Source organism: Pseudomonas sp. 86_A, assembly GCF_017491705.1.
In the GTDB taxonomy this organism is placed as follows: Bacteria; Pseudomonadota; Gammaproteobacteria; order Pseudomonadales; family Pseudomonadaceae; genus Aquipseudomonas; species Aquipseudomonas koreensis.
Genome location: NZ_JAFGYS010000004.1, coordinates 215671 through 237163, shown reverse-complemented (window position 1 = coordinate 237163; position 21493 = coordinate 215671). Strand labels below are relative to the sequence as shown.

Genomic DNA, 21493 nt, shown 5'->3' with positions numbered 1-21493 from the left:
TGTTGTATGGGTGTTGAGTGGGCAACAGTTGGGTTTTGAGTTGAAAGGACTGACCCTATCGCGAGCAGGCTCACTCCTACATTTGAAATGCGCTCCCCCTGTAGGAGTGAGCCTGCTCGCGATGGGGCCATACGGGTCGCCGCAACACTTGGAAATGAGTAACATGTCAGCCCTTCCCCGCAGCTCCCGTTCTGCGCCCTGCCGAATAAGCCGATTCCATGCCTTTCGAACTCAGCGTTGACCTCACCACCCTCGCCATCCTGGCCCTCGTCGCTTTCCTTGCCGGTTTCATCGACGCCATTGCCGGCGGTGGCGGTCTATTGACCACGCCAGCACTGCTCACCGCCGGCCTGCCGCCGCACCTGGTGCTGGGCACCAACAAGTTGAGTTCGACCTTCGGTTCGGCCACCGCCAGCTTCACTTTCTACCGGCGCAAGCTGTTCCACCCTCGGCAGTGGACGCATGCGATCATCGGCACCCTGGTCGGCGCACTGACCGGTGCCATCGTCGCCCACTACCTGCCAGCGGAATGGCTGAACAAGATGCTGCCGGTGATCGTCTTCGCCTGCGGCGTTTACCTGTTGTTCGGCGGTACGCCAAAAGCGCCGCTGGACAGCGATGCACCGATCAAGAAGAAATGGCAATCGACCCAGGGCTTCAGCCTCGGTTTCTATGACGGCGTGGCCGGCCCCGGCACCGGTGCGTTCTGGACCGTCAGCAGCCTGCTGCTCTACCCGATCGATCTGGTCAAGGCCAGCGGCGTGGCGCGCAGCATGAACTTCGTCAGCAACATTGCGGCGCTGTCGGTGTTTGTGTTTTCCGGGCAAGTGGACTGGATCATCGGCCTGAGCATGGGCCTGTCGGTGATGGTCGGCGCATTCTTCGGGGCGCGCACCGCAATCAGCGGCGGCGCCAAGTTCATTCGTCCGGTGTTCATCACCGTGGTGCTGGGGCTGACCGTGCGCCTAGCCTGGCAACACTGGTTCAGCGTGGCCTAAACGGCGCGCCACGTAGACGTCGATCAGGTAACGGGCAATCGATTTTGACGCCGGCAACGGCGGCAAATCGTGCACGTTGAACCACTGGGCGTCTTCGATCTCGTCTTCCTGACGGATGATCTCGCCACCAGCGTATTCGGCATGGAACCCCAGCATCATCGAATGCGGGAACGGCCAGCACTGGCTGCCCTTGTACTGGATGTTCTTCACTTCGATACTGACCTCCTCGCGCACCTCGCGAATCAGGCAGTCCTCCGCCGACTCGCCCGGCTCGGCGAAGCCTGCCAACGTGCTGTAGACCCCGGTGACAAACCGCGGTGAGCGCGCCAGCAAGATCTCGTCGCCACGGGTAACCAGCACGATCATGCTCGGTGAGATGCGCGGGTAACTGCGCAGCTCACACGGCTGGCAATACATCGCCCGCTCCCGTGGCACTTGGGTCATGGCCTGACCGCAATTGCCGCAATAGCGATGCTCGCGCGCCCAGGTGCCGATCTGCGCGGCATACCCCAGCACCTTGTAGACGGTGTGATCACCATCGAGCATGAACGCCCGCAGGCCTTTCCAGTCGCAGCCCGGCACCTCACTGGAACTGTGCAGCTCCAGCAGATACACCGGTTCGCCATCGAGATGGCCTATACCGTGTTCGGCGAGGACCGAGAGGTCCTGACGCTTGAGCCATTCCCGGGGGAACAGCACGCCGTTGTCATCGAACAGAAAGCCTTCGGGGCTGCGCGCCACGGCCCAGCCGCCGGGTTGATCGGTGTCCAGTACTGCAGTGGTCCAGCGAGCTGTCATGGTTTCTCAATCCAGAAATTCGGGTTTCTGTTTACTCATATGGGCGGCCATGGCCACGCGCAAGTCGGTGGATTGCAACATGGCGGCGTTCCAAGTGGCAACGTATTCAAGTCCGTCGTCGATGCGATGGTCGCGCATGTAGCTGATCATTTCCTTGGTGCCAGTGACCGCAATCGGCGACTTGCCGGCGATGTCGCGAGCAATGTCCATCACGCCTTCGAGCAGCAGTTCCTTGTCACTGTACACGCGATTGACCAGGCCAATGCTGCGCGCTTCTTCGGCGCCAAAGGTGCGACCGGTATAAGCCAGTTCACGCAGCATGCCGTCGCCGATGATCCGTGGCAACCGTTGCAAAGTGCCAACATCGGCGGCCATGCCGATGTCGATTTCCTTGATCGAGAATTGCGCGTCTTCGGCGGCGTAGCGCATGTCGCAGGCCGCGATCAGGTCGATCGCGCCGCCCAGGCAGTAGCCTTGAATCGCGGCCAGCACCGGTTTGCGGCAGTTGTCGACGGCGTTGAACGAGGCTTGCAGGGTGAGGATCTTGCGCCGCAGCAGGCGCGCATTACGGCCAACGTCCTTGCCCAGCTCATTGGCGACGCCGGCGAGCATCATCAGATCGATGCCGGAAGAAAAGTGTTTGCCATTGCCACTGAGCACCACCACCCGCACTTCGTCGGTGTCATCGATCCACTGGAAAATCTCGACGATCTCGCTCCAGAACGCGGCGTTCATCGAGTTGATCTTTTCCGGACGATTGATCTGCACATGAGCGATGTTGTCGGCCAGTTCGACGCTGAAGGCGGTGTATTGAGACATGGCAGTGATCCTTTACCGGGCAGAAAATGAGGCCCGAACTATAACAAGGCATCACGATGGCGGTTCGGCCAAATGCGGGACTGGTCGAAAGATGCAGTGTCAGGGCTGGCCTCTTCGCGAGCAGGCTCGCGAAGGGCTGCACCGCCGATCTAACCGCCCTTCACCACCACATACGCTGCCGTCTCATAAGGCACCGTCAGCACATGCCGCCCACGCAACGCCGGCTCCGAGGCAATCAGTGCGCGGATCTGCTCATCGACCTTGTCGCGCTGCGCCTGGGGCAATGCGGCGATGAAACTGGTGGAACGCACCCGATTGAAAATCACGTCCTCGGGCGAGCCGGTATGCCCGTGGTGAAACCGCTGCACTTGCAGCGGGCCAAACGCCGGATGCGGGAACGCCTGACGCCATTGGCCGGTGTAATAACGCGGGGTGTCGCCTTCCTGGGCATTGACGATCGCGTCGAGTTTCGGCACCCAGCTGACTTGCGTGTCGCGCAGGTTCCAGATCAGGCCAAGCTTGCCACCGGGCTTGAGCACCCGGGCAATTTCGGTCAAGGCTTGCGTCGTGGCGAACCAATGAAACGCCTGGGCGCAGACCACCACATCCACCGACGTATCTGGCAGCGGCAAATCGGTCGCGGTGCCGCTCACGGCCAGCACCTCAGGCCAGGCAGCAGAGAGCTTTTCCAGCATCTGCGCCACCGGTTCCACTGCGATCACCTGCGCGCCGGTGGCCGCCAGCCGCCCGGTGAACTTGCCGGTGCCAGCGCCCAGATCGATGACGGTCTTGTGACGGTCCAGGCCCAGGGTCTGCGTCAGCCACTGACTGACTTGCGGCGGATAGTCGGGGCGGCCCTTGACGTAGGTATCGGCGGCAATCCTGTAGCCGGCGGCAGCGCAATGATGGACCTGATCTTTCATGGCAGTTCCTCGGGTGTCAGCGCGGCGGCATGGCAAGGCGCTGGATGGACGGCTGGCGTTTCTGAGCATACCGCCACGATTTGCGCGTACCTTGAACAGACCCTGACAAAGCAATGAATAAAATGCCGTGCTGTGGTGTTTAAAGTGAAACATAACCCTCTGTGGAGCCTTGCCCATGACTATCCGTTCCGTTATGTTCGCCGCCCCGTTGCTGCTGGTGACCGCGCTGTCCGCGTCGATGGCGTTTGCCAATGGCGATGAAAGCGCGCCCGTGCAGAAACCCAACTGCCCCAAAGGCCAGGTCTGGGACAGTAAATCGCAGAAATGCGTGATGCAGACCAGCAGCGCCGTGCCGGATGCCGATCGGACCGATTACGCCTATAGATTGGCCAAGGACGGTCGATACGAAGAAGCCCTGGCCCTGCTCGACACGCTGAAACAACCGAACACCGCCAAAGCCCTTAACTATCGTGGTTACGCCACACGCAAACTGGGGCGCACCGATGAGGGCATCCACTATTACCTGCAATCGGTAAAACTCGATCCGCAGTACGCGCAAGTGCGGGAATACCTCGGCGAGGCCTATGTGATCAAAGGCCGCGTCGACCTGGCGCAGGAACAGTTGCAGCAAATCAAATCGATCTGCGGCACCTCCTGCGAGGAATACCAGGACCTGGCCGAAGCCATCAACGATTCATCGAAAACCTGAAATAGATAAAGGAAGGCCATCATCGTCAGCGATCAGGCATTCAGAGCAGAACTCGGACAGCATCTGGCGCGCCTGTGGCGCTACGGTCTGCTGCTGTCGCGCAATCGGCACGTGGCCGAGGATCTGGTGCAGGCAACCTGTGTGCGGGCGCTGGAGCGTGCCGGTCAATACGTGGCCGGCACGCGCATGGATCGCTGGCTGTTGAGCATCCTGCACTCGATCTGGCTCAACGAAGTGCGCGCGCGCCGGGTTCGTCAGGGTGCGGGTCAGGTCGATGCCGACGGGCAGCTGGCCTTCGACGGCGAATACGCCGCGCAGACGCATGTGATGGCCGCGCAAGTCATTCGCCGGGTCGATGCCTTGCCCGAAGCCCAGCGCGAAACCGTGTACCTGGCGTATGTCGAAGGCCTGTCCTACCGCGAAGTCGCCGACATCCTGCAAGTGCCGATCGGTACGGTGATGAGTCGCCTGGCCACCGCGCGCCTGAAACTGGCGGAATACCCGCCCCTGCAAACCGTGCCGAAAGCCACCGGAGGTGACCACCCATGAACAGACCCTCCGACGAACAACTGACGGCCTACCTCGATGACGAGCTGGACCCGGCCTACCGCAGCCAACTCGACAGCGCGATTGCCGACGACCCGTTGCTCAGCCTGCGCGTGCAGTGGCTCGACCGCAGCAGCCTGCCGTACAAGGAAGCCTACGACGAACTGGCGCAACAGGCGCCGCTGGACCGTCTGCAGGCGCGCCTCGACGCCATCGCACCGCCCCAGCGCCCAGGTCTGAGCCGTCGCTGGTTCATCGGTGCGGCCGCTGCAGGTCTGCTGGCCGGCGGGGTCCTGGCCGATCGCCTGTTTATCGCCTGGCAGGCGCAGCAATCGCATAACTGGCGCGCTCTGGTGGGCGACTACATGGCGCTGTATGTGCCACAGACCCTTGATCACCTGCCAAGCGACGAAGCCAGTCAACGCGCGCAACTGCGTGCGGTGGATGCCCGGTTGGGCCTGAACCTGTCGCCAGCGCGGGTGACATTGCCGGGTGCGGAACTCAAGCGTGCACAGATGCTTGAGTACGACGGCGTGCCGATTGCACAACTGACCTATCTCGACGCCAGGCATGGGCCGCTGGCGTTGTGCGTGACCCGCTCCAACAGCGGCAGCCAGCCATTGGCCCACGAACGCCGGCACGAGATGAACGTGGTGTACTGGACCGAAGGTGAGCATGCGTGGATGTTGATCGGGCACAACCCGGCGCCGGCGCTGGAAGACCTGGCCAGCCACTTGATCGACAAGCTGGGCGCCTGAGTGCCGTTGGCACTATGCTGAGCGGGTGATTATCCAAGGAGGAAACACCGATGCCGATTTCACCCCGCACCGCCCTGCTGGTCATTGACGTGCAGAACGACTTTACCCCCGGCGGCCAGTTGGCCGTGCCCGAAGGCGATCTGATCGTGCCGTTGATCAATCGCCTCGGTGGCCTGTTCAAACAGGTGGTGATTGCCCAGGACTGGCACCCGGCGGGCCACGCGTCCTTTGCCTCGAGTCACCCCGGGCGCAAGCCTAACGACGTGATTCAGTTGCCCTACGGCGAACAGACACTCTGGCCGCAACACTGCGTGCAAGGCACCGCCGGTGCCGAGTTTCACCCGGAACTGGATCTGCCGCACTCGCAACTGATCATCCGCAAGGGCTGCAATCCTGATATCGACAGCTATTCGGCGTTTCTCGAGGCAGACCGGCGTACCACCACGGGGCTGGCCGGTTATTTGAAGGAGCGCGGTGTCGACACGGTGTACATGGTCGGGCTGGCGCTGGATTTCTGCGTGATGTTTTCGGCGCTGGATGCCCGGGCGGCGGGTTTCAATACGTTCGTGGTGCTGGATGCCTGCCGCGCCATTGATATGAATGGATCACTGGCGGCGGCCATGGAGCGGATGCAGACGGCCGGGGTTGGCCTGATTCAGTCGAACCAGTTGATCTGACACAACTACCGCAATCCCTGTGGCGAGGGAGCTTGCTCCCGCCGGGCTGCGAAGCGGCCCCAGGCGATCTGCAACCCGGCGGCGGTTGCCGGTTTTGCGAAGGCTTCGCCGCCGAGCGGGAGCAAGCTCCCTCGCCACAGTTACTCCTTCACTTCAGCTAGGCAGCAGTCGGTAGCCACAACCGGAACCGCGCGCCACCCAGCGGCGAACTCTCCACCGTCAACGTCCCGCCCTGCGCCTCCAGCGCCCGGCGGCTGATCGCCAGGCCCAGGCCGAAACCGCCGGTAGCCCGATCACGACTGCGATCAAGCCGATAGAACGGCTCGAAAATCCGCTCACGCTCGTCGTCCGGGATGCCAATGCCATCGTCGTCGACCCAGATCCCGCAGCCATCGGGGCTGACCTGCACGCCAATTTGAATGCGTTTCTCGCAGTAGCGCATGGCATTGCGCAGCAGGTTCTGGATGGCCCGTGCGGTCAGGCGCGGGTCCAGCGTAAAACGCTCAAGCTGGCCGTGCAGCAGCACGTCGATGACGATGTCCGGTGAATCCAGTTCTTCATCGACGCTGCCCAGAATGCTGTCGATGAACTCGTCCAGCGACACCTCGACCTGCTCGGGCAATTGCGCCGGGTTCTGCAGGCGGCTGTAGGACAACAACTCCAGCACCAACTCATCCAGTTCGCGAATGTGCGCCACCAGCCCCTGCAGGCGCTCGCGGCTGGCGGGTGGCAGTTCATCGGACAACGCCAGGGCCAGACCGAAATCCAGGCGGGTCAGCGGCGTGCGCAATTCGTGGGACACCGCGTTGAGCAGGTCGCGCTGCTGGTTGAGCAGGTTCTCGATGTCGCCGGCCATGGTGTCGAAGACATTGGCCAGACTGCCGATGTTGGAACTGGCCGGGATTTGTGTGCGCTCGCTCAGGTGGCCCTTGCCGAAACGCTCGGCGGCGCCTTTGAGGCGTTCCAGATCGCGCCAGTGCGGGCGGATCCACAGCAGCAGGCAGGCAAGCATGCTCGCGCCGATCAGCACGTTGATGCTCCAGTACAACAGATTGACGTCCAGCGGATCCGGCGGCACCACCATTTGCACCGCGACATCGTCATTCAGCGGCGTGACGGCCAATGTGCGCCAACCCCAGTCACCGATGCGCACCACGTTCTCGCCACGCCGCAGACGCGCCTGCTCGGCGGCGGTGAACTCGGCGTCGTCGATGCGCGCCAGGACGATGTGCAGCGGCTGGAAGTCCTTGTCCATCGACTGCGCCAGTGCCGGCCATTGATCATGCGGCGCCGCGTGGAACTGGCGGGTGATCAGCGATTGCAGGCCACGGGAATAGTCGAGGTTGTAGGTGATGAAACGATCGCGGAACGCCATGATCACCAGATCCGGCACCAGATAGATCGCCGCGCTGTAGGAGACAATCGTCACCAGGTACAGGCGAAACAGGATTCTGAACATCAGCTCAGCATTCCCATTCGGAACGGCTGAACAGGTAACCCTTGCCCCATACGGTCTTGATCTTGCGCGCCTCGCCAGCGTGGTCGTCGAACTTGCGACGCAACTTGGAGATCGCCACGTCCACCGAGCGGTCGGTGCCGTTGAACTCGATGCCGCGCAGGCGTTGCAGGATCTGATCGCGGCTCAGCACTTCACCGGCATGCCGGGCCAGCACCACCAGCAAATTGTATTCGCCGCTGGACAACTCCACTGGTTGCTCGCGCCAGGTCACGGTGCGCTCGGACAGGTCGATGCACAGGTTGCCCATGACAATCCGGTCGTTGACGGTCATCGGCTCGCCGAGGCTGCTGCGGCGCAACAAGGTGCGCACGCGAGCCAGCAGAACCCGTGGCTCGCACGGTTTGGTGACGTAATCGTCGGCGCCCATTTCCAGACCCAGCACCTGATCGTGGCTGTCGTCGCGGGCGGTGAGCATCAGGATCGGCAGCGTCGCCGAATCCGCCCGCAGCAAACGACAGACCTGCAGGCCGTCGAGGCCGGGCAGCATCAGGTCGAGGATCACCAGGTCCGGCGGATTGATCCGCGCCCGCTCGCGCACATGGTCGCCACGCCCGATCACGCTGACGGAGTAGCCGTTGCGCTCTAGGTAGCTGGAAATCAGTTCGGCGAGGGCGGTGTCGTCTTCGACCAGGAGGATGTTGGGCATGGGGTGTCCAGATATTGCTGTGGTGGATGTCAGGCCCTCTTCGCGAGCAGGCTCGCTCCCACATTGACTTTGCGTCGTTCACAAAACCCATGTGGGAGCGAGCCTGCTCGCGAAAGCGGCCTGACCGTCACAAAAGAATTCAAGGCGTAAAGGATATACGCCCTCACCCGTACCTGAGTAAAACCCTTACACAATTTCACACAGCGGCTACAAAGCTTCACCGCTACCCTCGGCGTCTGGCCGTAGGATGCGGGCTTCAATATTGGGGGTGGTACATGTCGAAAAATCTTCTGGCCGGGCTCGGCCTGATCGCCACGGCGCTGTTGCTGGGCGCCTGTGATTCGTCCTCTAAGGCCGAAGAGGAAGCGCCGCCGGCCACCGTGCGTATCGAAACCATCGAGGCCCGCCCCCTGACGATCAGCAGCGAACTGAGCGGACGCATCGCCGCGCCGCGGATCGCCGAAGTGCGTGCCCGGGTGGCTGGCGTGGTGCTGCAACGCACCTACCGCGAAGGCAGCGACGTGAAAAAGGGCGACGTGCTGTTCCGCATCGACCCGGCACCGTTCAAGGCTGACCTCGACAGCGCCGAAGCCGCGCTGCGCAAGGCCGAGGCCAACGCCTTCCAGGCGAAGTTGCAGGAACAGCGCTACGCGCAGTTGATCGACGACAAGGCCATCAGCGCCCAGGACTACGACAACGCCCGCGCCAATGCCCGGCAAACCGCCGCCGATGTGGCGGCCAATAAAGCCGCTGTGGAACGGGCGAAGCTGAATCTGGGTTACGCCACCGTCACCGCGCCGATTTCCGGGCGCGTCGGGCGCGCACTGGTCACAGAAGGTGCGCTGGTCGGGCAGAACGAAACCACGCCACTGGCGCTGATTCAGCAGCTCAATCCGATCCATGCCGACCTCACCCAGTCGACCCGTGAACTGAATGAGCTGCGTCGCGCCTTCCGTTCCGGGCAATTGCAGGAAGTCGGTCGGGATCAGGTCAAGGCCACGCTGATTCAGGATGACGGCAGTCTGTATCCGTTGCCGGGCAAGTTGCTGTTCAGCGACATCACTGTCGATCCGGGCACCGGCCAGATCATTCTGCGCAGCGAGTTCCCCAACCCGGACCTCGACCTGTTGCCGGGCAGCTTCATCCGCGTACGCCTTGAACAAGCCGTCATTCAGCACGGTATCACCGTGCCGCAACGCGCCATCCAGCGTGACAGCGCCGGCGTGGCCCACGTGCTGACCATCGACGAGCAACTGCGCGTGGCGCAGCAACCGGTGCAACTGGGCGCCGTGCAGAACGAGCGCTGGATCGTCACCGGCGGCCTCAAGCCCGGCGACCGCATTGTCATCGAAGGCCTGCAACACGCCCGTCCCGGCGAAAAAGTGCAGATCGACGACACCCCTCTTCCACTTGCCCAGACCTCTGGTCAGTAAGCAGGACGCTTTTATATGCCGCAGTTCTTTATCGATCGCCCGGTGTTCGCCTGGGTTGTCGCCCTGTTCATCCTGTTGGCCGGTGCGCTGGCCATTCCGCAATTGCCGGTGGCGCAGTACCCCGACGTCGCGCCGCCGCAGATCGAAATCTACGCCGTGTACCCCGGCGCCTCGGCGCAAACCGTCGATGAAAGCGTGGTCAGCCTGATCGAGGAAGAGTTGAACGGCGCTGATCACCTGCTGTATTTCGAATCGCAGAGCAGCCTCGGCAGCGCAACGATCAAGGCCACCTTCCAGCCGGGCACCAACCCCGAGCTGGCTCAGGTCGACGTGCAGAACCGGCTCAAAGTGGTCGAGTCGCGCCTGCCGCAAGCCGTCACCCAGCAGGGCTTGCAGGTTGAAAAAGTCTCTGCCGGTTTCCTGTTGCTGATCACCCTGACCTCCAGCGACGGCAAACTCGATGACGTGGCGCTCAGTGACTATCTGGCGCGCAACGTGATGAACGAGATCAAGCGCATCGACGGTGTCGGCAAGGCGCAGTTGTATGGCGCCGAACGAGCGATGCGCATCTGGATCGATCCGCAGAAGCTGATCGGTTTCAACCTGACCCCGGCCGACGTCAACGCCGCCATCGTCGCGCAAAACGCCCAGGTGTCGGCGGGCAGCATTGGCGATTTGCCGAGCCCGTCCGCGCAGGAAATCACGGCGACCATTCTGGTGAAAGGTCAGTTGTCGACCCCGGAAGAATTCGCCGACATCGTGCTCAAGGCCAATCCGGACGGTTCCACCGTGCGCATCGGTGACGTGGCGCGGGTCGAAATCGGCAGTCAGGAATACCAGTTCGGCACGCGCCTGAACGGCAAACCGTCGACCGCCGTCGGTGTGCAACTGGCGCCGGGGGCCAATGCCCTGGCTACGGCGACGCTGATCCGGGCGAAAATGGACGACCTGTCGCGCTACTTCCCGGCCGGCGTGGAATACAAGATCCCCTACGACACCTCGCCATTCGTGAAGGTCTCGATCACCAAGGTCGTGTACACCCTCGGCGAAGCGATGCTGCTGGTGTTTGCGGTGATGTTCCTGTTCCTGCAGAACATCCGCTACACGCTGATCCCGACCCTGGTGGTGCCGGTGGCGCTGATGGGCACCTTCGCCACCATGCTCGCACTGGGGTTCTCGATCAACGTGCTGACCATGTTCGGCATGGTGCTGGCCATCGGCATTCTGGTGGACGACGCCATTGTCGTGGTGGAGAACGTCGAGCGAATCATGGCCACCGAAGGCCTGTCACCGAAAGAGGCGACGCGCAAGGCGATGAAGCAGATCACCGGGGCGATCATCGGCATCACCCTGGTGCTGGTGGCGGTGTTTATCCCGATGGCGTTCATGCAGGGGTCGGTGGGCGTGATCTACCGGCAGTTCTCGCTGTCGATGGCGACCTCGATCCTGTTCTCGGCGTTCCTTGCCCTGACCCTGACCCCGGCCCTGTGCGCCACGCTGCTCAAGCCGATCGCCAAGGGTGAGCATCACGAAAAAAGCGGTTTCTTCGGCTGGTTCAACCGTCGTTTCGAACACCTGACCGATCGCTATCAGGGCTGGGTCGCTTACGCGTTGAAGCGTAGCGGGCGTTATCTGCTGATTTACGGCGTGCTGCTGATCGGCATGGGTGTGTGCTTTGCGCGACTGCCCTCCTCGTTCCTGCCGGTCGAGGACCAGGGTTACACCATCACCGACATCCAACTGCCACCGGGCGCGAGCAAGAACCGTACGGTGCAAGTGGTCGAGCAGATCGAAGCGCACAACGCCAGCGAACCCGGGGTCGGCGACAGCACGGTGATTCTCGGCTTCAGCTTCTCCGGCAGCGGGCAGAACGCCGCACTGGCGTTTACCACCCTCAAGGACTGGTCCGAACGCGGCAGCGATGATTCGGCCTCCTCGATTGCCGACCGCGCCAACATCGCCCTGAGCCAGATCAAGGACGCGGTAGCGTTCGCCGTTCTACCGCCACCGGTGGACGGCCTCGGCACCTCGAGCGGTTTCGAGTTCCGTCTGCAGGATCGCGGCGGCCTCGGCCACGCCACGCTGATGCAGGCGCGTACCGAACTGCTGGCGGCAGCGGAAAAAAGCCCGGTGCTGATGAACGTGCGTGAAAGCGCGCTGGCCGAAGCACCGCAAGTGCAGCTGGAAGTCGACCGCAAGCAGGCCAACGCACTGGGCGTGTCGTTCGCCGACATCGGTAACGTACTGTCCACCGCCGTGGGTTCTTCGTACATCAACGACTTCCCCAATCAGGGGCGGATGCAGCGGGTGGTGGTACAGGCCGAAGGCGATCGGCGCAGCCAGGTCGATGACCTGCTGAAAATGCACGTGCGCAACAACGCCGGACACATGGTGCCGTTGTCAGCGTTCGTACAGGCGAAATGGACCCAGGGCCCGGCGCAGTTGACCCGTTACAACGGTTACCCGGCCATCGCGATTTCCGGCGAACCGTCGCCGGGCCACAGCACCGGCGAGGCCATGGCGGAGATCGAGCGTCTGGTCGCCCAAGGGCCGAAAGGTCTGGGTCAGGAATGGACCGGTCTGTCGTTGCAGGAGCGGTTGTCCGGCAGTCAGGCACCAATCCTGCTCGGCCTGTCGTTGTTGATCGTGTTCCTGTGTCTGGCGGCGCTGTACGAAAGCTGGTCGATTCCGACCTCGGTGCTGCTGGTGGTGCCGCTGGGCGTACTCGGCGCCGTATTGGCGGTGACCTTGCGCGGCATGCCCAACGATGTGTTCTTCAAGGTCGGGCTGATCACCATCATCGGCCTGTCGGCGAAGAACGCGATCCTGATCATCGAGTTCGCCAAGAGCCTGTATGACGAAGGTCACGATCTGATCGACGCCACGCTGCAAGCGGCACGCCTGCGTCTGCGGCCGATCGTCATGACTTCGCTGGCGTTCATCCTTGGCGTGGTGCCTTTGGCCATCGCCACCGGCGCCAGCTCGGCGAGCCAGCAGGCGATTGGCACCGGGGTAATCGGCGGGATGATCACCGCGACGCTGGCGGTGATCTTTGTGCCATTGTTCTTTGTGGTGGTGATGAAGCTCGTGCAGCGCTTTACCAAACCCCACTAAACCCTGTGGGAGCTGGGTCGTCAGCTCCCATATTGTTCTTCGGACAGCCAACTCAGTGGTCATGCCGGGCATCGCTGGGCTAAGGTGTGAAAACACCCTGGCCCATCGAGTCCCCATGCGCTTCCTCGCCCGCACCCACCCTCGCCTGTCCGCCGCTGCCCTGTTCGGCCTTGCCACTGGCCTGCTCGTCCCGGCCGATTCCATCATCAGCAAAATCCTCATCGGCTGGAATGCCGGCGTCTGGACGTACCTGATCCTGATGTTCTGGCTGGCTGCTCGCGCCAAGGCTCCGGACGTCAAGCGCATCGCCGAAATCGAGGACGAAAACGCCGGGCTGGTGCTGTTTGTGGTGTGCATCGCGGCACTGGCCAGCCTCGCCACCATCACCTTCGAACTGGCCGGCAGCAAGGACCTGGACACCACGCGCAAGCTCGTTCACTACGGCTTTACCGCCGCGACCGTAATCGGTTCATGGCTGCTGATCGGCGTCATTTTCTGCGTGCACTACGCCCGCCTGTTCTACACCTGGGACGGCAAGGAACCGGCCCTGCGCTTTGCCGAAGGCCTGACCACGCCCAATTACTGGGACTTTCTGTATTTCTCGTTCACCATCGGCGTGGCTGTGCAGACGGCGGATGTCGGTGTGGCTACGCGGGAGATACGCAAGATCGTGCTGGCACAGTCGCTGATCGGTTTCGTGTTCAACACGGCGATTCTGGGTTTCTCGATCAACATTGCTGCTGGTTTGTTTGGCTGAAGGTTGGCGTAAGTGGCTATTCGCTCACAGATTTCAAGGGCTGTAACCTGTCAAGTCTGACAGTGTACAGATCACCTGAATCGCGCTTTTATGATGCATCCAGAGTTAGGGCCCAATGGCCTTTGGATACTTCCCAAAAGTGAACGGAGATCCAATTCATGAACGCTGTGATCAGACAGACAAGTTTTGCCCCCGGTAATTTTTTGACCGCAAAAGCTTTCGCCAACAGTGGAGCCCCTGTCGCGGACTTCATTGCCTCCTCCCGATTGATTGATGCCTTAAAGGTCGGCCCTGACAAAGTTGATGCGGTACAGATCACCGCCATTGATCGGCCGCCTTCGGCAACAAAGGCCAAAACCTACGCGGCACGCGAACTGACCCTGATTGTCCCCAAAAACTTCCCGATCGGGAAACATGCCTTGTCCAGCAGTTCTGACGTAGCCGTCAGCTATAAAGACGGCACTGCGATCAGTGAAGGCATTTCAGGTGACATCGAGATCAAACCTGCAAGCGATCAAAAGAACGTAGCGGCCGCTTTCAATGTGACGATGGAGAACGCCGATGGCACTACCTTCCAGTTGAAGGGAGATCTTCAAGTCTTGAAGTGATGCAGCCGCAGGCACAAAAAAGGGAAGCCAACGCTTCCCTTTTTTTGACCCTCTCTCAGAACCTGTAATGCGCCCCCATGTTCACGCCATAGTCCTTGGTGACGTTGTCGCCCTTGCTGGTGTCCAGTTCCGCGTGCAGCTGCCAGCGGTCATTCAGGGTCCAGGATGCACCTGCGGCCACTTCGAGGCGCGTGCCGGACAGGTCATTATTGAACTTGTTGTCGTTGACCCACACCTCGTTGGTTCTGACGAACTCATGAACGGCAGCCACCCGCACATGCGGTTGCAGGACGCTGCCATCCGCCAGTTTCATTCCACGGCCCAGCGTCACGCCCGCCTTGCCCAACAGGGATCGAGTGGTATCGGCATCGACTCTCAGATCGTTGTCCAGATGAAAATCTTTGCCTTGCACCGAAGCTGCTTGCCATTGAGTAAACGGCTCGATGTAGTAGCCATCTGCAAAATCAATGTGCTTGCCGAACTCTACCGATGCACTGACACCCAGATTGTTGTAACTGCCTTTGGTCTTGGTGTTATCACTGAGCATTACGTCAGCCTTGTTGCGGTAATGATTGAGCTTGGCCACGGTATCCAGGTAGTAACCGCTGTCGCCCAGCCAGGTGCCGTAGATACCCAGAGATGTACTGCCGATTTTCCCGGAGCTGCCTCGGCTCAAGTCCAGAGCAGACTTGCTGTAACCGGCAAACACACCCAGCAATACCCGTTCGCCCGCAATCTGCACCGGGGTATCTACACCCATCGACAGACCATACTGCTGCTGGGTGTAACCGTTTCCGTACGCGTTATTGCCAATGCTGTACTGACTGCCGAACGTGCGCACCCATCCGCCGGTCGGCACGCCATTGGCCCGCAAGTCACCCATGCGATTGTTCAACAGAACCATTTCACCGTAGGTCACTGTCGGAGCTGTACCGGCAATGGCCAATGCCGCGCGTGTCGGTGTGCTGACGACAGTCTTGTCCGGTTGCAGAAACCAGTCATCCCCCTCCTTCACCAGACGATAAGTGAATGCGCCCACATCGACACGGTTGTTCACCAGGCCGTACTGCGCACCTGAGGCCACGCTCTGCACCACTTTGATGGACGAGTCATTGACCGGATCAAGACCGGAACTGGTGACCAGCAACTGATGGTTTCCGGAGGCGCTGCCCGTGATATTCAGCAGATTGCTGAGGCCCTGATTGAAGTCGGTGCCCATCTGGAACGTGCCGTTGCCCGACAGGTTGGCGACGTTCAGTTGAAAATATTGCTGTGGGGTGCCGAACCCTACCGTGCCGCCATTGCCCAGTGACAGATTGTTCACCGATTGGCTGCGAGTCATCTGCCATAGCGCCTGATTGTTGATCGCAAAGTTGGCGACATTGTTCACTTGACCGGTAAGCGTGGAAACGTTGTCCAGTGTAAGACTCGAAGCACTATTGGCAGAGGCGTTGACGTCACCGGTCATGACGCTCCGATTGTTGATCGTCACCTTGGCGACATTGTCCAGATTGCCGGTCACGGTCGAGCCGTTGTCCAGCGTTACGCTCGAAGCCCCTAGCACATTGCCGGTCATGCGTGCCTGGTTGTTCAACACGGCGGTCGTGACGTTTTGCAGGTCACCGGTCAGCGACGCATTGTTCTGCAGCGTGACGTTCGCGGAACTGCCCGAAACCACCGTAACGTTGCCGGTCAAATCACTGTTGTCGACCAGCAATCCAGCCGAGGCACCTTGTCGGACCTCAAGCAACGTGTTGTTGCCGGCCACCAGCGTCGAACGGTTACGCACTTCAATGTCTGCCACTGTCGGGAAGTTCGGCGCATTGATGCCGACCACCAGTGCCGAGCCAGTCTGGCCTTCGACCCGAGTGCCATCCAGGATTATTTTGGTCGGGACAACGGCGGTCACCTGAGTGTCAGTGCCAACCGTCACACCATTAAGGCCGCCGGTGATGGTGCTGCCGGAGGCCGACAGCGAGCCTTCCAGCATCCTGATACCGAAGCTGTTGGAGCCAGTGCCTTCGGCGGTGGAGTTTTGCAGGCTGATGACGCTGAATCGGTTGCCCGCAATGCCCCCCGTCAAGCCTCGAACAACAGAACCATTACGCAGCGCCACGCTCGATCCACCCACACTGTTGGGGGTTCGTACCGCCGAGATACCTGCGCCGGTGGCGCTGGTCACCCTTGAGTTGTCCAGGGTTGCGCTGGCGTTGGTCAGGAAAATCCCCGAGCCTGCTGCAGCGCTGACATTCGAGCCCGTCAGATTGATCAAGCCACCGGCAGTGCTGGTCATTTCCAGTGTCGTGGCATTGGTGGCGTTCAGGATGGCGTTGTTTTGAAGTTGCCAGGATTGCACCGGCGTCGTGCCGTCAATGGCAAGAGTGGTACCCGCCGGAACGGTAGCCGCCTGGGTCAGCGGCGAATTCATGAATAGAGGCAGCAGGGTCAAGACCCCTAGGCCGATCGAGGTTTTCTGAAACGGGCTGTACAGTTTTGGCGACATGGTTGAGTCCTACTCGATTACATTCCGTGAGGAACGAGTGCCCGACTCAACACGTTGCAAGTCGGAACTGAAGCGGCCGCCAGACTACGGATGTCTTTCCGAGGGATATGTAGGACTAATCTCCATCTTCGTACGATTTATCCCCTTGTCTCGTAAGAGACCCCGTATCTGACTTCGACTCCTCCGATAGGGACGGTTTGACTGCCGTCCCCATCGGAGGAAACTTCACTCGAAGTACTGTTGATCTACCATCAAGGACGGTTCTGTTCGCAATACACCAGGCTCGAGTTCAGGAGCGCGACAGCGACGATGACCGACGCTTTTACGCCGTTGACCTCATACTCGATGTACGCGTATTGAGTCGCCGGGCGCTGACCAGGGCCGGGGCTTGGCAACTGGACCGGACGGATATTGGCGTACGGCACATCAAACTCCAGAGGACCCGTTGCTGGCATGGGTTTGGAATCTGTGAACGGAGTGTTGGGTATCACCGCCCCGCCAGCTCCGTTGGTTGTCCGTCCTTCAAATTTGAACGCAACCGTTGCCCCCGACGGGATGTTGACATCCCGCTCAACCCTGATCCGCAGTCTGCGTGTAGCCGCATACGGTGGCATCGGTCCGTTCGCGACTGCCGGGTGATCCAGGCTCGGGCAGTTGATGGACGTCGCCAAACGCTCGGGAACCACGGTCCCGGTGGCGGTTCTGAACGCCGAAACAACAATCTTCGGTGCCGGCAGATTGATCACGACCGCTGTCACGTTGACCGGTGTGAAAGGTGTCTGCGTCATCGGGTTTGCACTGCCGGGGTACGAGACAACGATGTGGGCTCGGCGTGCCGTGGCACCGGTGCCGTTCCCTTTCGCGAGAATCGTGGCCCAGGGCAGTATCGTGGTGACCGTCGTCGCGCCAGCCTGTACGCCCACGGGCGTTCCCACTTGTTCGCCCTCGTAGTAGAACGTGACGATTTCTCGACCGGTAATCGGCCGCAGAGGATCCGTCCACAAGTTCCAGATCATGGTTGCGTCAAGACCGGCCTGCGCCGGGCCAAGCGTGTTGGGCGCGGGTACAGGCGTGCCGCCACCCTGAACAGCCACCGGATTGATATTGGGGTTTTCCGGATCAGGAAGGTTCGGCTGCTCCGGCCCGGCGTATGAAAAGTCGACTGTGCCAAATTGTTGCGGCGTGGAAACCGGATTCGCGGGAATTGTCGGGCGAATCAATTCGTACCAATACTCGAACGGCTCTTCGGTATCCCGGTTAGGGTCACCGAAGACGATCGCCCAGAAAGCGTAATCAGTCTTGAATTTCAGCGGCCCCGGAGTGCCTGGCGCTGGAATTTCCTGTTCCGGCAGATCATAGACATTGCCGTTCGAATCCATGATATGCGGCAAGATCCGGTCTTTCTCCAGCGAATGGAGCGGGAAATCGATCTCCATTACCACTGCATCTGGATCAGGTCTGAATGACGCGAACGTAATGGGCGTCTGGCCGTTGGTACCGGTAACCGGAATCCTTGGAATGCCCAGTACCGGGGCCGGTGCGCTGACCCGATTGAACAGCAGCGTAATGGCCGAGTTATTGCTGATATTGCCCGGGTCATCCTTGAGGTTGTAGGAGTAAAAGTACGCGCCATCCTTCAACGCTTGCAGAGCGGACAGTGGGATATTGATAACGCCGCTAGCCGGCACCGGGAAATCTGCGACGATGGCGCCCTCACCCTGCATGCCGGTGAATGTCGTGAGCAGGGAGATGAAGAAGTTGATCCGATCAATGCCAGCTTCGAAATTTATCCAGGCCGTTGAAATGGGGATGTCCAAGCCGCCCGCATTGTTCGGATCATTCAGCCAGTTGTCGTCGATGACAGTTGGCAAACCTGTCTGGCTGACCAGCGGCGGCCGATTGCCGGTGCCGTTGCCGGTGCCGGGCTGGCGCTGCCAGGGGGCGGTCCGGTCTCGGAAGAACCGAAGCGTCGGCTGAGAGAGGTCGGGGTTGTCAAACTCGTCATAAATAATGAACGCCGCGCCATATTCGGCGTATTTACCCGCTGGATCGAACTTGTCTACCAAGGTATTGAGAGCAGGACCAGTCAACTCAAAATCGACCGGAAAAGACCAGTCGCCTCCTGGCTGGCTGGCTTTCAACTGTGTCAATACTAAATAAGTAGGGTCGAACTCTACGGGCGTGTACCCCGCTGGATATACCAGCAGTTCGATTCTATGAGCGCCAGAGGGTGTTTTGTCGTCCACATCGGCCAACTGAAATACGACCTTGCGATCGACTTCCATTTGTTGATAGGACAGGCGATCACCTGAAACCAGTCCCACAATCGTTGGCGGCAACGCCAGGGCACCACCCGTTTTAACCTGCATATTCATGTTCGTGAACTCCATCGATGAGTGTGTTGTTGAACCATCAACGCTGTTTCCCAATGAATAATTTCGCGACTGCAGGCTGCATGTTCCTGGGATTGACGTTCTGCCAACGTTTTGTTGGATCTATCGCTTTTAACGGCTTTTTTCGGACTGCTTGATTCAAGGACCGCAAGGTGAACTACCGGAAATGCGCCTGTCGATCTTCACGATTTCCGGATATGAACTGGCCAGCGCAACACCGTTTCGGTAGTGGGTGTAGGTGCACATCGCAGATCCATATTCGATCGGTTTGATGTATTGGACGTAGTAGCTAGTGTCGAGTGGGAAATCGAACCCTTGGGGTGAGGTGGCTTCCTGTTGTGTCAGTTTTTTTGGCAAGCGCAACGCGGTACCGGGAATGGCATTGAGGACTGCGTACGGAGGTTTGGTGTCCTTTACGGGGCCGTTGAGGCTCGTGAAACCCTCCCAATACAGTTCACAAACATCATTAGCGAGGAATTTTCCCGGTTGCGCCGGCACTCGAACGACCACCTTCACCCAGATCGCCGGTGACGTGTAACAGTTGAAGTAACCCCACAGGGTTGCATTCGGAAAAACCGGTTCTTTCAGATTGACCGGGACCTGGCGCTTGAGGGTGAACACTTGCGGCAGCGAGTCATCTTCATTACCGGTATCGCCGGAGGTCACCCTGTACCTCAACGTGATGTCACCTGTTTGCTGCAAGTACTGCGCAGGGAGGTGGATCGGGCCCGGAAAGACCACTGGCACCGGAAACAGGTTGTTGTAGAAACGCGTCTCGGAGGATGCCCCTGGCTCAAGTATCCAGATCTCCAGCAGATCACTTCGGCCCGGGATGACCGAAGGTGCAACCCACGGCGGGATGCGCAGTGTGACGCCGTTGATATGTGCATCCAGAGGCAACACTCTGTCGGCACCGACCCCGTCGATGGTCAACTGCAAGGCGAATGTCCCGATGGATTTTTTGGCGCTCATCCACTGTTCTCCAGAGGCGTAAAAAACACTTTGCTACGGCAGGAATTAAACGCAGTAACCCCGCTTTCGCCTACTGTCAGATCTGACAGGTTTGATGACCGCTGGTCGGAATTGAGCTTCCGCTGTTTCTGATTCAGGTGTTCTCGGGCTTGACGAGGCGATGGCGAATGCGGTTATCTGAAACCGGTTTCAGACTTGCCGCGCTGACTCGAACAATTCCAATAAAAAGGCTTTTTCAACCGTGAACGATTTCTCCGCCGCCCAGCGCAGCCGTGTCACCATGCTCGACGTCGCCGAACACGCTGGCGTGTCCAAGGCCAGCGTTTCGCGCTTTATCGGCGACGACCGTGCCCTGCTCTCCGATGCCATTGCCTTGCGCATCGAACAGGCGATTGCCGAACTCGGTTACCGCCCCAACCAGATGGCCCGTGGCCTGAAACGCGGCCGCACGCGCCTGATCGGCATGCTAGTGGCCGATATCCGCAACCCTTATTCAATTGCCGTGATGCACGGGATGGAAACCGCCTGCCGCCGGCACGGCTACAGCCTGGTGGTGTGCAACACCGACCGCGATGACGAGCAAGAGCGCCAGCACCTGGCGCTGTTGCGCTCGTACAACATCGAAGGGCTGATCGTGAACACCCTGGGCCATCACCGTGACGAGTTACACCAATTGCACCGGGAAATGCCGCTGGTGCTGGTGGATCGCAAAGTGGATGGCCTCGACAGCGACATGGTCGGACTGAACAATCCGCAGGCTGTCGAGATGGCCCTGACGCACCTTGAGCAGCGCGGCTACCGCGATGTGTTGCTGGTGACCGAACCGTATGACGGCACCAGTTCGCGCATCGAGCGGGTCAGCAGTTTTCAGACGCAGATTGCCCGGCGCTCCGGGTTGACCGGGGCGGTACTGGAAACCGGCGCTGAACTCGCGATTCAACTTCAACGCTTTTTAAAACAACCGGCGAACGGCCCAAAAGCCCTGTTCTGCGCCAATGGCGTGGCGGCGCTGGCCTGCACCCTGGCCTTGCGCGAAATCGGCTGCCGGTTGTTTGAGGATGTCGGGTTGATTGCGCTGGATGATCTGGACTGGTACCCGTTGGTGGGCAGCGGGATTACTGCCCTCGCCCAGCCGACGACCGAGATTGGCGCGCGGGCGTTTGAGTGTCTGCTCAAGCGCTTGCGCGGGGATGTCGAGGCGGTGCGCAGGCTGGATTTTGCGCCGGTGCTGGTTGAGCGCGGTTCTACCCAGGGATCTTTGCGGTGACTGTTTTGGCGCCATCGCGAGCAGGCTCACTCCTACAGGAGGAGCGCATTCCA

The 21493-nt window shown here is 60.4% G+C and carries 18 protein-coding genes; 10 read left to right on the top strand and 8 right to left on the bottom strand.

Going from position 1 to position 21493, the window contains the following annotated elements; translation table 11 throughout:
- The first annotated feature begins 218 nt into the window (after positions 1-218).
- Positions 219-998 (top strand): TSUP family transporter, encoded by a 780-nt coding sequence (locus tag J5M57_RS08380; protein ID WP_083369164.1) that lies wholly within the window; start codon positions 219-221, stop codon positions 996-998.
- Here J5M57_RS08380 and nudC read toward each other — a convergent pair.
- From nudC to J5M57_RS08365, 3 genes are all read right to left on the bottom strand, one after another.
- Positions 966-1796: an NAD(+) diphosphatase gene (gene nudC, locus J5M57_RS08375; RefSeq protein ID WP_207849437.1), complete on the bottom strand. Its 831-nt coding sequence runs from the start codon at positions 1794-1796 to the stop codon at positions 966-968. The genes J5M57_RS08380 and nudC overlap by 33 nt on opposite strands.
- A 6-nt stretch (positions 1797-1802) precedes the next feature.
- Positions 1803-2615: a crotonase/enoyl-CoA hydratase family protein gene (locus tag J5M57_RS08370; protein WP_064587463.1), complete on the bottom strand. Its 813-nt coding sequence runs from the start codon at positions 2613-2615 to the stop codon at positions 1803-1805.
- 149 nt (positions 2616-2764) lie between these two features.
- The gene (locus tag J5M57_RS08365) at positions 2765-3538 is read right to left on the bottom strand and encodes a class I SAM-dependent methyltransferase (protein WP_207849438.1); all 774 of its coding nucleotides are present in this window, start codon (positions 3536-3538) and stop codon (positions 2765-2767) included.
- A 175-nt stretch (positions 3539-3713) separates the two neighbouring features.
- Here J5M57_RS08365 and J5M57_RS08360 point away from each other — a divergent pair, with 175 nt between their 5' ends.
- From J5M57_RS08360 to pncA, 4 genes are all read left to right on the top strand, one after another.
- The gene (locus tag J5M57_RS08360) at positions 3714-4247 is read left to right on the top strand and encodes a tetratricopeptide repeat protein (protein WP_064587461.1); all 534 of its coding nucleotides are present in this window, start codon (positions 3714-3716) and stop codon (positions 4245-4247) included.
- Between the two features lie 90 nt (positions 4248-4337).
- Positions 4338-4796, top strand: coding sequence for a sigma-70 family RNA polymerase sigma factor (locus J5M57_RS08355; protein WP_232519489.1), 459 nt, complete (start codon positions 4338-4340; stop codon positions 4794-4796).
- Positions 4793-5551, top strand: a complete 759-nt coding sequence (locus J5M57_RS08350; RefSeq protein ID WP_207849439.1) for a transcriptional regulator — start codon at positions 4793-4795, stop codon at positions 5549-5551. Before J5M57_RS08355 ends, J5M57_RS08350 begins: the two co-directional genes overlap by 4 nt.
- A gap of 50 nt (positions 5552-5601) precedes the next feature.
- The gene (gene pncA / locus J5M57_RS08345) at positions 5602-6228 is read left to right on the top strand and encodes a bifunctional nicotinamidase/pyrazinamidase (RefSeq protein ID WP_207849440.1); all 627 of its coding nucleotides are present in this window, start codon (positions 5602-5604) and stop codon (positions 6226-6228) included.
- Between the two features lie 157 nt (positions 6229-6385).
- Here the strand turns inward: pncA and J5M57_RS08340 are convergent, their stop codons facing one another.
- Both J5M57_RS08340 and J5M57_RS08335 read right to left on the bottom strand, forming a co-directional pair.
- Positions 6386-7687, bottom strand: a complete 1302-nt coding sequence (locus J5M57_RS08340) for an ATP-binding protein (protein WP_207849441.1) — start codon at positions 7685-7687, stop codon at positions 6386-6388.
- 4 nt (positions 7688-7691) lie between these two features.
- On the bottom strand, positions 7692-8393 hold the full coding sequence (locus J5M57_RS08335; RefSeq protein WP_003224662.1) for a response regulator transcription factor: 702 nt from the start codon (positions 8391-8393) through the stop codon (positions 7692-7694).
- Between the two features lie 26 nt (positions 8394-8419).
- On the opposite strand from J5M57_RS08335, the gene J5M57_RS08330 reads away from it, so the two are divergent.
- The 4 genes from J5M57_RS08330 to J5M57_RS08315 all read left to right on the top strand — a co-directional run bounded on the left by J5M57_RS08330 (position 8420) and on the right by J5M57_RS08315 (position 14305).
- Complete coding sequence (locus J5M57_RS08330) at positions 8420-9826, top strand: efflux RND transporter periplasmic adaptor subunit (protein ID WP_347709572.1); 1407 nt, start codon at positions 8420-8422, stop codon at positions 9824-9826.
- A gap of 15 nt (positions 9827-9841) precedes the next feature.
- Positions 9842-12940 (top strand): efflux RND transporter permease subunit, encoded by a 3099-nt coding sequence (locus tag J5M57_RS08325; RefSeq protein WP_207849443.1) that lies wholly within the window; start codon positions 9842-9844, stop codon positions 12938-12940.
- 115 nt (positions 12941-13055) lie between these two features.
- Complete coding sequence (locus tag J5M57_RS08320; RefSeq protein ID WP_169841773.1) at positions 13056-13697, top strand: DUF1345 domain-containing protein; 642 nt, start codon at positions 13056-13058, stop codon at positions 13695-13697.
- A 158-nt stretch (positions 13698-13855) separates the two neighbouring features.
- A complete protein-coding gene (locus tag J5M57_RS08315; RefSeq protein WP_207849444.1) occupies positions 13856-14305 on the top strand; it encodes a hypothetical protein in 450 nt (149 codons plus the stop codon).
- A 55-nt stretch (positions 14306-14360) separates the two neighbouring features.
- Here the strand turns inward: J5M57_RS08315 and J5M57_RS08310 are convergent, their stop codons facing one another.
- The 3 genes from J5M57_RS08310 to J5M57_RS28925 all read right to left on the bottom strand — a co-directional run bounded on the left by J5M57_RS08310 (position 14361) and on the right by J5M57_RS28925 (position 20173).
- Positions 14361-16808, bottom strand: coding sequence for an autotransporter outer membrane beta-barrel domain-containing protein (locus J5M57_RS08310; RefSeq protein ID WP_207849445.1), 2448 nt, complete (start codon positions 16806-16808; stop codon positions 14361-14363).
- A gap of 251 nt (positions 16809-17059) precedes the next feature.
- On the bottom strand, positions 17060-19183 hold the full coding sequence (locus J5M57_RS08305) for a hypothetical protein (RefSeq protein ID WP_243435249.1): 2124 nt from the start codon (positions 19181-19183) through the stop codon (positions 17060-17062).
- 156 nt (positions 19184-19339) lie between these two features.
- Positions 19340-20173: a hypothetical protein gene (locus J5M57_RS28925; protein ID WP_243435250.1), complete on the bottom strand. Its 834-nt coding sequence runs from the start codon at positions 20171-20173 to the stop codon at positions 19340-19342.
- Between the two features lie 241 nt (positions 20174-20414).
- On the opposite strand from J5M57_RS28925, the gene J5M57_RS08300 reads away from it, so the two are divergent.
- A complete protein-coding gene (locus J5M57_RS08300; RefSeq protein WP_347709573.1) occupies positions 20415-21440 on the top strand; it encodes a LacI family DNA-binding transcriptional regulator in 1026 nt (341 codons plus the stop codon).
- Positions 21441-21493: the final 53 nt, after the last annotated feature.